This is a genomic window from Lachnoclostridium sp. An118, assembly GCF_002160985.1.
Classification (GTDB): domain Bacteria; phylum Bacillota; class Clostridia; order Lachnospirales; family Lachnospiraceae; genus Claveliimonas; species Claveliimonas stercoravium.
The window spans coordinates 12,568-27,167 of the sequence record NZ_NFLQ01000010.1; the positions used below are offsets into that span (position 1 = coordinate 12,568).

A 14,600-nucleotide genomic window follows, 5' to 3' on the forward strand; every position below is an offset into this window, starting at 1 on the left:
AATTACTGCGAAGGCCATCAGCTGCATACATGGCTGATCAACGAGGGTTTGGGGAAATCGTAATCCCCAATAAGATGCCGACCACGGAGCATACAAAAGACAGAAATTCTGTTTTGTATTACCGGGTGGATCTTGCTCTGGAAATTTAAACTCGTTTATCTGTAGCAACTAGGAGCAAAAAGAATATAGGGGCTACTAGAGAAAAATAAAAAATGTATCTAAGGATCAGAATAGATCGAAAATCAGAGTGATTTAATAAAGTCCTCCAAAACAGTTGAAAATCAGCCGTCTTTTTTGATATGATACGTATGTAAAGTGGGGGCTTGACAATGAAAACGAGAAAGGAGACAATGCCAGATCGGCATAATGATATGCCTCTTGTCAAGAACAAACTTGTACATTTTTTAAGGCGTATTGGCAGGCGGATGACGCAAATTTTTTTGTACTAATTTTCTGTCAAATCATTCTGTCGAATGGAAGGTGGTCTATGGTGAATAAAAGAGATATGCTGAAAAGGCACATAATCTGCAATCTGCTTTGATACCTGATTAAAGCTGTTTGCAAAAGGAAACGAATGAAGGAGGAAAAAACATGAAATCTAAATCATTTAGTAAAGCATTTGCGGCATTATTATCGTTAATGCTGATTGTTATGTTATTGCCGACAACAGTATTTGCTGCTGGCTCAACAACGATTACGAAAAAAAATGAGCTTTCAGCAGCTCTGGCGGATTCGAATATCACAGAAATTCATATTGCAGGCAACATGACCGTTTATACCGGCGACTTAAATACGGATAAAACAATCGTGATAGATTCCGGTTACACGTTGACAGTGAGCAGTGCAAGTGATTTTCAAACTGGTAACCTTATTATCTCAGATGGTGCTACATTGAAAGTTATAGCAACCAGTGTTTCATGGCCGGCACATGTGTATGGAACTGTTGAAAATAATGGTACCATTTTGATGACAAAGCAAACCGATAATGGTGGTTCTATATACTGGCATGCTAAAACAACGGGAACCGGTATATGCAGTACAGAAACATGTAATAAAACAGTTTGTATTGATTATGGAGCGATTCCCAGCGAAATGTTTAACGCTTCCAGTACAAACTACAAGATCAATATCATCAAAGACACATCAAAAAATGCAACTTTTACTATGAACGAAGCAGATTTAATTCCGGGTAATGCGATTACTGCTACAATTGATAATTTGGTCGACGGAATTAATCTTGACGAAGTTTTTAAGTTTCAGTGGAAAGGAAATTCTTCTACGCTCTCCAGTGAATCTACTTGCCAGATACCTCTAAATATGAGTGGCAAAAAAATCACTGTGACTGCTTCTATTAAATCTGGCAGTCCGTATGTTATGCTGGATTCAAATTCAAATATAAAAACATCAATTTCACAATGGTCCGGCACCGTCCGAACCGTCACTAATACAACTTTATATGTTGATATGATAAACGGAAATGACAACAATGCTGGTACAGAAGATCAGCCTTTGAAAACACTCTATAAAGCGATTGACAATATTGATGCAGGCGGCACAATCTATTTGATCGGAGATTATGACGCAACAACAGATGGTGAATATGTCTATTCGTTCTTAGAAAATATTACAATTAAAGGCTCGGGTACAGAAAAAAGTACGCTGACCACATGGAAAGAAACATACATTGGAGATGGCGTTACAGTCACTTTTGATAACATCGATTTTGGCAACCGTAGTGATTTATTCACCAAATATCCAAATTCAACGGGAACCGGCAGTTTGATATTCCAAAATGTTTCCGGCGGAAATATTAGTGTTTCAAATTTAGATTCTGTGACATTGAAAAATTCTTCTTTGGGCAGTAAGAATTTACAAACCAACACTTTGGAACTGGATGAGTCAACACTGACCGGAAAATTTAGCTGTAATGATTTTGTGGCGAAAGGAAATGCAGCTTTAGTTTTGAACGGTACAGGAAGCATTGCAAAAACCAGTACGGTTAAACAGCCTGTGACCGTTACTCCAAGCAGTCTTGCAAACGGTACTCTCGTGATTGAAGTACCGGAAGAAAGTCCTGAATGGGCAGATGATTTCGTACTGAACGATACTGAAAACGGAAAGTTCACCCTAAAGTGCAGAACAAGCACTTATGGGGATCCCTGCTTGATTGTTACGGAAAAACTTGTAGCAGGCGGCCCGCTTCATGTTGCGTTCGCTCCAGAGTGCTCCGGTGATGTAGTGGATAAAGAACCCGGTAAGACCTATATCGATGTTCCAAATGAATTTTATGCAGCTGTTACTTCCGCCGTATGGAGCGGTTATTCAGACATTGACGGAAAAACTTGGCAGGCGGGAGATATTCCCGAATTGACAGTTGTCATGAGAACCGATATCAGTGGTACAAATAGAGATAGCTATTATTTTGCAGAGGATTTTGATCCCAGTCAGTTTATCATATACGATTGGCAGGATTTAGATCAATTTGCAGAAAACTTCTATAAAGATGAATATCAAATACATGGTGTTACTGCGGTTGTGAAAACAGGACAGGGTGTGTCAGATGACGGAAAAATGTTCACCTTCACTTTGCAGTTCCCGACAGTTACACACAATTTACAAAAAGTAGATTATAAAGCTCCTACCTGCACAGCGGAAGGTAACGAAGAATACTGGTACTGCAAAAATTGCGGCAAGTATTTCAGTGACGCTGAAGGAGAGAATGAAATTACTTCTGAAAGCACCGTGATTCCGGCTACAGGACATAAATATAAAAACGGTAAATGCACTGTCTGCGGGGTAACTGATCCCAATTATAAGCCGACGAAAGCAGATAATCATACCAATTCACCGGCGACCGGCGACAACAGCAATATGGTGATTTGGGTTGTAGTTATGCTGTCTGCGGGTACTGCCTTGACCGGCATCTCCCTTTATAGCCGTAAGAGAAAATACAGCAGATAAATCCATATAACAGAGCTCCCTGTGGAACAAAACCTCAGGGAGCATTTTTATGTATGCACCGCAGGAAAACTGCGGTGTTGTTATCGTTTTCTGTCATGGGTTTTTTGCCTTGGTTTTGTTTTCTATCCTCTGCCTGCAATCGTCTAAGCTGGTAACGGGCGCTTTTCTTTTTGGGCGGCACATACCGTTCTTTTTCAGCTGGTCTACGGTTCTCTCTAACCTTGCGTTCCCATTCAGTAAGATCATGGTAGTGTTGTACTACTCCACAGCAACCTTCGATTTGCGGTATTGAAAGCAATCTCTTGTAAGAGCCGGGTGGCATAAAGCTGCCCGGCTTTTAATATGCGTAAATTTACTACTGCAATTGTTTATAGATTAAAAAAATTTTTCTTTTCGTTTGTATAACGCTTCTTTTCCTCCCTAATAAGTGAAGGGAAAATATTTGGGTGACAACGTCAAGGATCGTATTTGATTCCTGCATTGTGGATAAATAATTAAAAAAATTTGATTTTACCTTGTAAAATTTCCCCTCCCTGTTGGGTTAAGTGAAGGGGAAAATATTTTTTCCCTTTCAGAGACTGTCGATAAATGAAAGGAAGGGATATGAAATGAACGTATTTGAAGCAGTCAAGAACACTGTAACTGCAAGGCAGGCAGCTGAACATTACGGGCTTAAGGTGACGAGAAAAGGGATGGCGTGCTGTCCGTTCCACAGAGACAGACATCCCAGTATGAAACTGGATCAGAGGTTTCATTGTTTTGGATGTCAGGTTGACGGAGATGTGATTGATTTTACAGCTGCATATTTTGGATTATCTGTCCGGCAAGCTGCCGAGAAACTGGCAGAGGATTTCGGAGTCCGGTATGAGGTACAGCGTCCGCTGGACAGAGGAAAACACAAAAAGAAGGTGAAAGCAGAGTCCCTGGAGCAGAATTACGGGAAACTGGAACAGATCTGTTTTTCTATTCTCGGGCAGTATCGGGAGCAGCTTCAGTTTTGGAAAGTACATTATGCACCAAAGAGACCGGATGAAGAATGGGATTCCAGATTCTGCGAAGCTCTGGACAGGTTGACCAGAGTTGAGTATCTGATGGATGTCCTGCTGCATTCATCGGTGGAAGAACGGGTGGAACTGCTGCTGTCCGCCGGAAAGGAGATTGCGGGGTATGCAGGAAGACTTCAAAAGTCTGAAGCCGGAACAGCTGGAAGCTCTGAAAATACTTCTGGGTAAATCGTACACTGCGGAGTCTTCCGAATTTGCGGACTGGTTTGATGGAAAAAGGATCGATGAGATTGCCTTGTGTGAGTATCTGCTCCGGAAGAAGGAACGGAAATGTATTCATGGCAGGCTTTATGATCTGGACGGTGAGATTGAAGATGAAACCGCCCGAAAAGAAATTTTAGATGAGATCCGGCCTTATCAGAAAACCAATGTTGCAAAAACCGTAGAGCGTATCCTGAACACACTGAAATTAATGTGTCAGTGTGAAATGCCGCCAATCAGGGAAGACAGGATTCATTTCCACAACGGGACGTATCATCTGGCCGGATATTTTTCAGAAGAAAAAGAATGGACAATGAACCGGCTTCCTGTCGCATATAATCCGGGCGCTCCGGCGCCGGAGAAATGGCTGGCTTTTCTGGATGACCTGTTGGAAAAAGAGGATATTCCGGTACTTCAGGAATTCATGGGATATGTGATGATCCCCAGCAACCGCGGTCAGAAAATGCTCCTGATGATCGGAAACGGCGGCGAAGGGAAAAGCCGGATCGGACGGGTGCTCCGGGCGATTCTTGGGGACAACATGAATACAGGCAGCATTCAGAAACTGGAGAATGACCGGTTCAACCGTGCCGATCAGGAAGGGAAACTTCTGTTCATGGATGATGATATGCGGACAGAAGCCCTGCCTTCCACAAACAATATTAAAAGTATCGTCACGATGGAAGATAAGATCGATCTGGAACGGAAAGGCAAACAGAGTGTACAGGGTCTTCTGTATGTACGCATTATCTGCTTTGGTAATGGTTCGCTGAAATCACTTCACGACCAGTCCTACGGATTCTACCGCAGACAAATACTCCTGACGACAAAAGAGCGTCCCGCTGACCGGAAGGATGACCGGTATCTGGGGGACAAACTGATCCGGGAGGCGGAAGGAATCGTACTGTGGTGTCTGGAAGGCCTTCACAGACTGATCTGGAACGGATTTGAATTCAGCATCAGCGACCGGGCAAAGAAGAACCTGGAAGATCTGATGGAGAACGAGAATAATATTATTTCGTTTCTGAATTCATCCGGATACGTGAGAAAGGAAGAGGGAACCTATTCCAGTTCCAGACAACTTTATTATGCCTATCGTAAATGGTGCGAGGATAATCTGGAAAAGCCCAGGGCGGAGAATACTTTCAAAAAGTATTTGAATGAAAATGCGCAGTCGCTGGGGCTGACTTATGATAAGAACCTTTTCGGCAGCAACGGGAAGACAGTGCGTGGTTTCCGTGGGATCCACGTGGCAATCCGCACGGAGTAACGGAAATTAATCCAGGCGTTTCAGGCACTTCAGGTGGGTAAAAATGAATCCCTTTTTATTTTATGATTTATTTTTTTCTCTCAAGAGTAAAAATAAACCGCCTGAACTGCCTAAAGGGACAGAAATTTAAGGATAATCGCAGCTTTTAACTGCCTGAAGACTGCCTGACAAAGTGCCTGGAATTACAGTAAATGAGAGATACGTATTCTTCTCATTGTCGGGGATTATGTGAAAGGAGATTGTTTGATTGAAAGAACAGATAAAAATATGCGAAAAAGCACTGTTGACTGTTCCTGAAATGATGACATATACGGGCTGGGGCGAGAACACTGTCCGGGATGAATTGAATCATCCCAAATGTCCATATGTCGTCAGAAAAGGGAATCGACTGTATGCCAATCGCAAACTGCTGGAAAAACATTTAGACAGCATTTCCGGCATATAAACAAAAACGAGCAGAAAATGGAGTAAATACATGGTATAATGCAGTCATGCTTTTACTCCATTCTTTCTCAAAAGGAAAGGATGGTAAATAATTATGGGAAAGGATCTGAAAGGGAAAGAATTAGGAACAGGCATATCTCAGAGAGCAGACGGCAATTACATGGCACGCTATGTGGACCGCTATAAAAAACGGCATACATTTTATGGGAGAGATTTAAAAGCGTTGCGCCGCAGATTAGAAAAAGAAAGATATGAATCTGAACAGGGGATAATTTCATCGGAAGGCAATATTTCACTGGCAGAATGGTTCGAAGAATATCTGAAACTGTATAAAGAAGGAAAGGTGAAAGACACTACACTGTTCCGGATCCGTCAGACGTTTTCTCCCTGTAAGAAGAACGTTTTGGGGATGATGCGTCTTCGGGAAATCAGGGCGGATCATGTGCAGAGACTGATCAATGAGTTGGATGAGAAAGGCTTTACGTATGGGACAATCCGATTGCTGAAATCCCTGCTCAACGAAATGTTCAAGAAGGCGGTTGGAAATGGATATATGCTGATCAATCCATGCGATGCGGTGGTCATGCCCAGAAAGGTTACATATGAGCCGAGATTTTTGACTGAACGGGAACAGGAAATGTTTCTGGAAGTGGCCAGGGAATATTATCATTATGACATTTTCTGCGTAAGTCTTTCGATGGGGGCAAGGATTGGGGAAGTTCTGGGACTGAAGTGGAGTGATATCGATTTCGATAAGAAAATGATACATATACAGAGAACTCTTCATTATGGGAAGGTTCAGGAAAACGAGTCATGTCATTTCTTTTTTACTTCTCCAAAGACAACTACAAGTGACAGATGTATCCCATTACTGCCGGAAACGGAAATGATTTTAAAAAGAGTACGGAAGAGGCAACTGCGAAACCGTATGCTCTATGGTTCACAGTCGGCAACCACTCCTCCGTTTGATGATATGGTATTTACAACACAGCAGGGAGCGCCGGTCCGGTATGGAGATGTGAACAGAACAATAAAATCCGTTGTTTTAAAAGCAAACCTGCAGGAAGAAGAGCTTGCCGGTTTTGAAAAGCGGGAGCCGTTTGTATTAAAGCCATTTTCACCACTACTGTCCATAGAATTTTACAGAGCCGGTTGTGCGCAGAGGCTCCGGCATCTATAATGAAAGAAAATATGATGTCAGGAGGATGGAAATGATGAACACAGATAGACTGGAAGAGAAGGCCCCCATCGTGGGAAGCTTACGGAAAGCAGAGGAAGTGACCTGGATCAACCCGCTGCTTGAGAGTACAGAGGAGGCTATGAGAAAGATCGATCTGACTATGGAGGATGTGCGGGACGCCGAGGCGCGGCTGGAGAGGTTTGCGCCCTTTATCCGCCGGGCCTTCCCGGAGACGGAGAAGGACGGTGGCCTCATCGAGTCCCCCATCCGGGAGACAGAGAAGATGAAGGACGGGCTGAATGAAAAGCACGGAGCCGGTCTTAAGGGGAGGCTCCTTTTGAAGATGGATTCGGACCTGGCGGTGGCCGGGTCAGTGAAGGCCCGGGGAGGCATTTATGAGATCCTGAAGCATGCGGAGGTGCTTGCTCTTAGAGAGGGACTGCTCCGGGAGGGGCAGAGCTACGAGGTGTTTGCTGAGGACACCTTCCGGGAGTTCTTTTCCAGGTACGCGGTGCATGTGGGCTCAACCGGTAACCTGGGTCTGTCCATAGGCATCATCAGCGCGGCTCTGGGATTCCGGGTGTATGTCCACATGTCCCAGGATGCGAAGCAGTGGAAAAAAGACCTGCTCCGCTCAAAGGGCGTACAGGTCATCGAGTATGCCGGGGACTACGGAGCGGCGGTGAAAAAGGGCCGGGAGGAGGCCATGAGAGACCCTGCCAGCTACTTTGTGGACGATGAAAATTCCGTCAGCCTGTTCCTTGGCTACGCGGTGGCGGCGCTGCGGCTTCAGAGGCAGCTTGAAGAGGCCGGGGTACAGGTGGATGAAGAGCATCCCCTCTTTGTCAGCATTCCCTGCGGCGTAGGCGGGGCCCCGGGAGGCATCACCTTCGGGCTGAAGCTGGTATACGGCGACCTGGTCCATGTGTTTTATGCAGAGCCGGTGCAGGCCTGCTGTATGCTCCTGGGGATGGCCACAGGACTCCACAACGAGATCTGCGTCCAGGATATCGGTCTTACCGGAAGGACGGAGGCGGACGGACTGGCCGTGGGAAGACCGTCAAAATTCGTGGGAAAGACGGTGGAGCATCTCCTCTCCGGTGAATTTACCGTGGAGGACGACAGGCTTTTCGTGTATATGAAAGAGCTCCTGGATAGAGAGGGTGTCTTCATAGAGCCCAGCTCCTGCGCGGCTTTTGAAGAGGCTGTGAAGATGGAGAAGGACCCGGAGTGTGCCCGTTATATCCGGGAACATGGGCTGGCAGACAAAATGGAGCAGGCGGCTCATATCGTGTGGGCCACAGGCGGCTCCCTGGTGCCGGATGATGTGAGGGTGTCGTACGTGGAAAAGGCGAAGGAGACTGTGCTGCATTAATTTTAGTGCAGAAAGACGAAATGCGATCAGCATCTTGACATCTAAATGTGAAAGGTCTACAATACAGTCAGATTTACAAAAAGGACGCAGGCAAAGAAGTCGCGCAGACAGCTTTCCTGCGCCCTTTTTTGCTATAGTGTCCTGCCTGAATGAAAAATAGAAAAGAAAGAGGAGAAGAGATCATGAAAACTTTAGGCTACTACAACGGAAAATATGGAGAGCTGGACGAGATGACGATCCCCATGAACGACCGGGTGTGCTGGTTCGGGGACGGCGTGTATGACGCCGGCCCGTCGAGAAATTACAAGATTTTTGCCATTGACGAGCATGTGGACCGGTTTTTCAACAGTGCGGGACTTCTGGATATCAAAATGCCGGTGACAAAGGGCGAGCTGAAAGCGCTGCTCCAGGAGATGGTGGACAAAATGGACACAGGGAACCTGTTCGTCTACTATCAGGTGACAAGGGGGACAGGCATGAGGAACCATGTGTTCACAGAGGGACCGGGCAACCTGTGGATCATGCTGAAGCCGGCGGAGATTTCAGAGGGAAGGGAACCCATCAAGCTGATAACTACAGAGGACACACGATTCCTGCACTGCAATATCAAGACCCTGAACCTGATCCCCTCCTGCATGGCGGCGGAAAAGGCGAGAAAGGCCGGATGTCAGGAGGCGGTCTTCTACAGACCCGGTGGCCGGGTGACAGAGTGCGCCCACAGCAATGTACATATCTTAAAGGACGGGAAGCTGGTGACAGCGCCCACGGACAACCTGATCCTTCCGGGCATTGCCAGGGCCCACCTCATCAAGATATGCAAGCAGCTTGAGATTCCGGTGAGCGAGACGCCCTACACGCTGGACGACCTGTTCAACGCCGAGGAGGTCATTGTGACCAGCTCCAGCAACCTCTGCCTCCACGCGGACGAGATCGACGGGAAGCCGGTGGGAGGAAAGAACGCAGAGCTCCTGGAGAAGATACGGGCAGCCCTCCTGGAAGAATTCTACGAGGCGACAAAAGAAGACTAAATAAGAAAGGGAGAAGACAAAGAAGGCATGGGAGAGATGAAATTCATGCCATCCGGCGACAGGGCCATGGTCGTTGAGTTCGGAAACGAGATCAGTACCGGCGTCAACAACCAGGTACACGCCCTGGCGGAGAGGATAAAACGGGAGCAGGTGCCGGGGGTCCTGGAGCTTGTTCCCACCTTCCGTTCGCTGATGGTCTACTATGATCCCTGGCAGACCTCCTACCCGAAGCTCAGGGATACCTTTTTGGGATCCGGCGGGCTGGGAGAGAGTGCCGGGGGACGAAAAAGACGGATATTGAAGATTCCCTGCTGCTACGGCGCCAGATTTGGACTGGACCTGGCAGACATGGAGAAGCATACGGGGCTGGACCGGGACGAGATCATCACCATCCACAGCTCCGTGGACTACAAGATTTACATGATGGGCTTCCTGCCCGGATTTGTCTATCTGGGAGGGCTTAACAAGCGGATCGAGATGCCCAGGCTGAAGACGCCCCGGGTGAAGATACAGCCCGGAGCCGTGGGGATCGGCGGCAGCCAGACCGGCGTTTACCCCATGGCCTCCCCCGGCGGGTGGAGGCTCATGGGCGGCACGCCTGTGGATTTCTACGACCCGGACCGGGAGGAGCCTATCCTCTGCAAAGCGGGAGAGTATATCCGCTTTGTCCCCATCACCATTGACGACTACTATGACATCCGCAGGATGATCGTGAAGGGGACCTACAAAGTGGAGACAGTGGAGGAGGATGAGACATGTCTGTGAAAGTGATCATACCCGGCGCCCTGACCACGGTCCAGGACGCAGGGCGGTACGGTTATCAGAGCTCCGGCATCCAGACTTCCGGCGTCATGGACCACAAGGCCTACGAGGAAGCCAACGCTCTTGTGGGAAACACCGGCGGGGAGGCGGTTCTGGAGGCCACTCTCTTCGGGGGCATGATGGAGGTGACCGCAGACACGGTGGCAGCGGTCACCGGAGCGGACATGGAGCCAAAGGTCAACAATGTCCCCTGCGGGATGAACCGGCCGGTCCTTCTGCGGGCCGGGGACACCCTCTCCCTGGATATGGCAAAGAGCGGCTGCCGCAGCTACATCGCCTTTGCGGGCGGCGTGGATGTGCCTGTAGTCCTGGGAAGCCGCTCCACCAACATGAAGTGCCGCATGGGAGGCTATGAGGGCCGTCCCCTGCAGACAGGAGACGCGTTTGAGACAGGCCTGTGGGGGGAGGAAGCCGCCGAGCGGTACGAGGAGGTGCGGGACAGGAGCTTCCCGGCGGAGGTGTACACTTCCCCCATTGAGGTGCGGGTCATCGAGGGACCCCAGGCAGAGTATTTTACAGAAAAAGGGAAAGAGACCTTCTACAGTGCCCGGTATACGATTTCCGACCAGAGTGACAGGATGGGATACCGCCTGGAGGGGGAGGCGATCGAGAGTGTGGACGGCACGGACATCATCTCCGACGGCATCGCCTTCGGGGCTGTCCAGGTCCCGGCCAGCGGGAGGCCCATCGTGCTCCTGGCGGACAGGCAGACCACCGGGGGATACGCCAAGATTGCCACGGTGTGCTCCTTTGACATTCCAAGGCTTGTCCAGGGAAAGCCGGGGGACACGGTCTGCTTCCGGAGGATAAGCCTGGAGGAGGCCCAGAGGATCAACGAAAATAATAGAAAATAGAGGGATACAGTATGGATTACACGACAATGACGCCCCGGGAGGTGCGAAAGCTCATCCGGGAGGAACGGATAACAGGGCAGACCTCCGGCATGTGCGCCGGATATGCCCAGGCAAACCTGGTGGTCCTGCCCAAGGACCTGGCCTACGATTTCCTGCTTTTCACGCAGAGGAACCCGAAGTCGTGCCCGGTGCTGGAGGTCAGCGATGTGGGGAGCCGGGAGCTCCACTACATTGCCAGCGATGTGGACATCGCCAGGGATATACCAAAATACAGGATTTACCGGAAGGGAGAGCTGGCGGGGGAGTACACCAGTGTGGAGGAGTTCTGGCAGGATGATTTTGTCAGCTTCCTCATCGGCTGCAGCTTTTCCTTTGAATCCGGACTTTTGGAGGTGGGGGTGCCGGTCCGCCAGATCGAGGAGGGCCGGAACGTGCCCATGTTCAGGACCAATATCCCCTGCACGCCGGCGGGGATTTTCAGGGGAAATATGGTGGTGAGCATGCGGCCCATGCCCTACGACCAGGTGGTGAGGGCTGTCCTTGTGACCGGCGAGATGCCCAGAGTCCACGGAGCGCCCATCCACATCGGAGACCCGTCGGTGATAGGCATTTCCGATATACACAAACCGGATTTCGGCGACGATGTGACGATCCGGGAAGGGGAGGTGCCGGTGTTCTGGCCCTGCGGCGTGACCCCTCAGAATGTGGTCATGAACGTGAAGCCGGAGATCGTGATCACCCACTCACCCGGGCATATGCTGATCACAGATGTAAAAAACGCAGAGCTTAAATACTAGTGCAGCAGTGTCAGACTGAACAGAAGGCGCGAGCCTGTTAAAAAGATGTTAAAAAGAAAGGAAGAAAAGCGGATGGAAGCAGCACTTGCAGGACAGGAAACCATTGAAGATGTAGTACTCCGGCATTCCAGGCGGGGAATGACGGTGCTCCGCGGCCACATGGAGGCGGACTACTGCCAGAAGGCGGCCAGGCAGCTTCTGGCGCTGCCGCGGGGGACCATCCTCCTCACCACCGGGTTCTATGTGGCGGGCCATGCGGAGACCGACGGCCCTCTGGGCACGGTAGTCCTTGCCAGAGCCCTGGAGAGCCAGGGGTTCCGCCCGGTCATTGTCACTGACCAGTTCTGCCGGGGGTTCTTTGAGTCTGTGCATCTGGATGTCTGCTACATGGATGTGGATGCCTATGAGGACGAGTACGAGGAAGTGCTGGATGTCTATGAGCCTGTGGCCCTGATCTCTATCGAGAGGTGCGGGCGCAACACAGAGGATGATTATGCCAATATGCGGGGGGTCAGCATTCGGGAACATACGGCCCAGATGGACTGGCTCTTCATCAAAGCCAGAAAGAGGGGGATCCCCACCTTTGGCGTGGGGGACGGAGGCAACGAGATTGGCATGGGGAATCTCAGGGATGTGATCGCCGAGGAGCTGGAGCTTGTGCCCTGCAGAGTGAGGGTGGACACCCTTGTCATAGCAACTGTGTCCAACTGGGGCGCCTATGCGGTGGCCGCCTACATACAGAAGCTGACAGGGATCCGTGTACTTCCGAAATTTTCCGAGCTGAAGGAATATCTGGCAAGGATCGTGGACATGGGAAGCGTGGACGGTGTGACAAAGGAGCACACGCTGAGTGTGGACGGCTTCTCCCTGGAGGTGGAGAGGGAAATACTGGACGGACTGAAAAAGCTTGCCGCTGTATAGAAGTTTTTCTCTTTTATTTCATAAATGCCCCGGAGCGCTTTTTGGGTCTGCGCTCCGGGGCATTGCTGTTCCTACAGCTCCTCCGGTACCTTCGGCAGTCCGGCAAAGCCAGCCTGCAGGTCCTCGTCGGAGGGGATGTAGTCGGTCATCTGTCCGTTGTGGTATTTCTCGTAGGCCACCATGTCGAAGTAGCCGGTTCCGGTGAGGCCGAAAAGGATGGTCTTCTCCTCCCCGGTCTCCTTACATTTCATGGCCTCGTCAATGGCAACCTTGATGGCGTGGCTGCTCTCCGGGGCGGGGAGGATGCCCTCCACTCTGGCGAACTGCTCCGCTGCCGCGAACACGGCTGTCTGTTCTACAGCCCTGGCCTCCATGAAGCCGTCGTGGTAGAGCTGGGAGAGGACGGGGCTCATGCCGTGGTAGCGCAGGCCCCCCGCATGGTTGGGGGAGGGGATGAAGCCGCTGCCCAGGGTGTACATCTTCGCCAGAGGGCACACCATGCCGGTGTCGCAGAAGTCGTAGGCGTAGACGCCCCTCGTGAGGCTGGGGCAGGAGGCCGGCTCTACGGCGATGAACTGGTAGTCCGCCTCGCCCCGCAGCTTCTCGCCCATGAAGGGGGAGATGAGGCCGCCTAAGTTAGAGCCGCCGCCGGCGCACCCGATGATGATGTCCGGCCTGATATCGTACTTATCCATGGCAGTTTTTGTCTCCAGGCCGATGATGGACTGGTGGAGCACCACCTGGTTCAGCACGCTGCCCAGCACGTACCGATAGCCTTCCCTGCCGGTGGCCACCTCCACCGCCTCGGAGATGGCGCAGCCCAGGCTTCCCGTTGTGCCCGGATGCTCGGCCAGTATTTTCCGGCCTACTTCTGTGGTGTCAGAGGGGGAGGGGGTGACACTGGCCCCGTAGGTGCGCATGACCTCCCGGCGGAAGGGCTTCTGCTCGTAGGAGCACTTCACCATGAAGACGATGCAGTCCAGGTCCAGGTAGGAGCAGGCCATGGAGAGGGCTGTGCCCCACTGTCCGGCCCCCGTCTCGGTAGTCACGCCCTTCAGCCCCTGGTCCTTTGCGTAGAACGCCTGGGCGATGGCGGAGTTCAGCTTGTGGCTGCCGCTCGTGTTGTTTCCCTCGAATTTATAGTAGATCTTTGCCGGGGTCTGGAGCTTCTCTTCCAGGCAGTAGGCCCGCACCAGGGGAGAGGGGCGGTACATCTTGTAGAAATCCCGGATCTTTTTGGGGATTTCGATATACCGGTCCTCGTTGTCCAGCTCCTGCTTCACCAGCTCGTCGCAGAACACCGCGCCAAGCTCCTGTGCCGTCATGGGCTTTAAGGTGCCCGGGTTCAGGAGGGGAGCCGGCTTGTTCACCATATCCGCTCTCACGTTGTACCATTCCTTTGGCATCTCGCTCTCTTCCAGGTAGATCTTGTAGGGGATCTTTGTCTCTGCTGTCATTGTCTTGTTCTCCTTTCTTTTTGGTGGTGAAATATATCAGGAAACGCTCTGCCCGGGGGAAGCCAAAAGAAAAGCCCCTGCCCCTTGCAGATAAAATGCAGGGACAGGAGCTTGTGGTCTGTTTCATGATAAATAAAAGGCTCCTGCGGTGCCACCCGGCTTGATGTAACATATACATCCACTCATGCATACTGACATATGCGTCTTTGATAACGGAGTCCTCTCT

General features: G+C 50.4%; 12 protein-coding genes. 11 read left to right on the forward strand and 1 reads right to left on the reverse strand.

Annotation, left to right across the window (positions count from 1 at the left end):
• Positions 1-591 precede the first annotated feature (591 nt).
• The 11 genes from B5E62_RS09820 (at position 592) to B5E62_RS09870 (ending at position 12,917) form a co-directional block, all read left to right on the forward strand.
• Positions 592-2,961 carry a DUF1565 domain-containing protein gene (locus B5E62_RS09820; RefSeq protein WP_087174401.1) on the forward strand — a complete coding sequence of 790 codons (2,370 nt, stop codon included), beginning with the start codon at positions 592-594 and terminating at the stop codon, positions 2,959-2,961.
• Positions 2,962-3,569: 608 nt separating this feature from the next.
• The gene (locus tag B5E62_RS09825) at positions 3,570-4,193 is read left to right on the forward strand and encodes a CHC2 zinc finger domain-containing protein (RefSeq protein ID WP_087174402.1); all 624 of its coding nucleotides are present in this window, start codon (positions 3,570-3,572) and stop codon (positions 4,191-4,193) included.
• Positions 4,129-5,496 (forward strand): DNA primase family protein, encoded by a 1,368-nt coding sequence (locus B5E62_RS09830; RefSeq protein WP_087174403.1) that lies wholly within the window; start codon positions 4,129-4,131, stop codon positions 5,494-5,496. The genes B5E62_RS09825 and B5E62_RS09830 overlap by 65 nt, the downstream gene beginning before the upstream one ends.
• A 247-nt stretch (positions 5,497-5,743) precedes the next feature.
• Positions 5,744-5,941, forward strand: a complete 198-nt coding sequence (locus B5E62_RS09835) for an excisionase (protein WP_087174404.1) — start codon at positions 5,744-5,746, stop codon at positions 5,939-5,941.
• Between the two features lie 93 nt (positions 5,942-6,034).
• Positions 6,035-7,120 carry a tyrosine-type recombinase/integrase gene (locus B5E62_RS09840; protein ID WP_087174405.1) on the forward strand — a complete coding sequence of 362 codons (1,086 nt, stop codon included), beginning with the start codon at positions 6,035-6,037 and terminating at the stop codon, positions 7,118-7,120.
• Between the two features lie 25 nt (positions 7,121-7,145).
• Positions 7,146-8,495 carry a D-serine ammonia-lyase gene (locus B5E62_RS09845; RefSeq protein WP_442911355.1) on the forward strand — a complete coding sequence of 450 codons (1,350 nt, stop codon included), beginning with the start codon at positions 7,146-7,148 and terminating at the stop codon, positions 8,493-8,495.
• A 182-nt stretch (positions 8,496-8,677) separates the two neighbouring features.
• Positions 8,678-9,523, forward strand: coding sequence for an aminotransferase class IV (locus B5E62_RS09850; protein WP_087174407.1), 846 nt, complete (start codon positions 8,678-8,680; stop codon positions 9,521-9,523).
• A gap of 27 nt (positions 9,524-9,550) precedes the next feature.
• Complete coding sequence (pxpB, locus tag B5E62_RS09855) at positions 9,551-10,288, forward strand: 5-oxoprolinase subunit PxpB (protein ID WP_087174408.1); 738 nt, start codon at positions 9,551-9,553, stop codon at positions 10,286-10,288.
• Positions 10,279-11,199, forward strand: coding sequence for a biotin-dependent carboxyltransferase family protein (locus B5E62_RS09860; protein WP_087174409.1), 921 nt, complete (start codon positions 10,279-10,281; stop codon positions 11,197-11,199). The genes pxpB and B5E62_RS09860 overlap by 10 nt, the downstream gene beginning before the upstream one ends.
• A gap of 11 nt (positions 11,200-11,210) precedes the next feature.
• Entirely contained in the window at positions 11,211-11,996 is a 786-nt protein-coding gene (locus tag B5E62_RS09865; RefSeq protein WP_087174410.1) for a putative hydro-lyase, read from the forward strand.
• Positions 11,997-12,041: 45 nt separating this feature from the next.
• Positions 12,042-12,917 carry a DUF4392 domain-containing protein gene (locus B5E62_RS09870; RefSeq protein WP_242957821.1) on the forward strand — a complete coding sequence of 292 codons (876 nt, stop codon included), beginning with the start codon at positions 12,042-12,044 and terminating at the stop codon, positions 12,915-12,917.
• A gap of 71 nt (positions 12,918-12,988) precedes the next feature.
• On the opposite strand, the gene B5E62_RS09875 is transcribed toward B5E62_RS09870, so the two are convergent.
• Positions 12,989-14,374, reverse strand: a complete 1,386-nt coding sequence (locus tag B5E62_RS09875; RefSeq protein WP_087174411.1) for a TrpB-like pyridoxal phosphate-dependent enzyme — start codon at positions 14,372-14,374, stop codon at positions 12,989-12,991.
• Positions 14,375-14,600 lie beyond the last annotated feature (226 nt).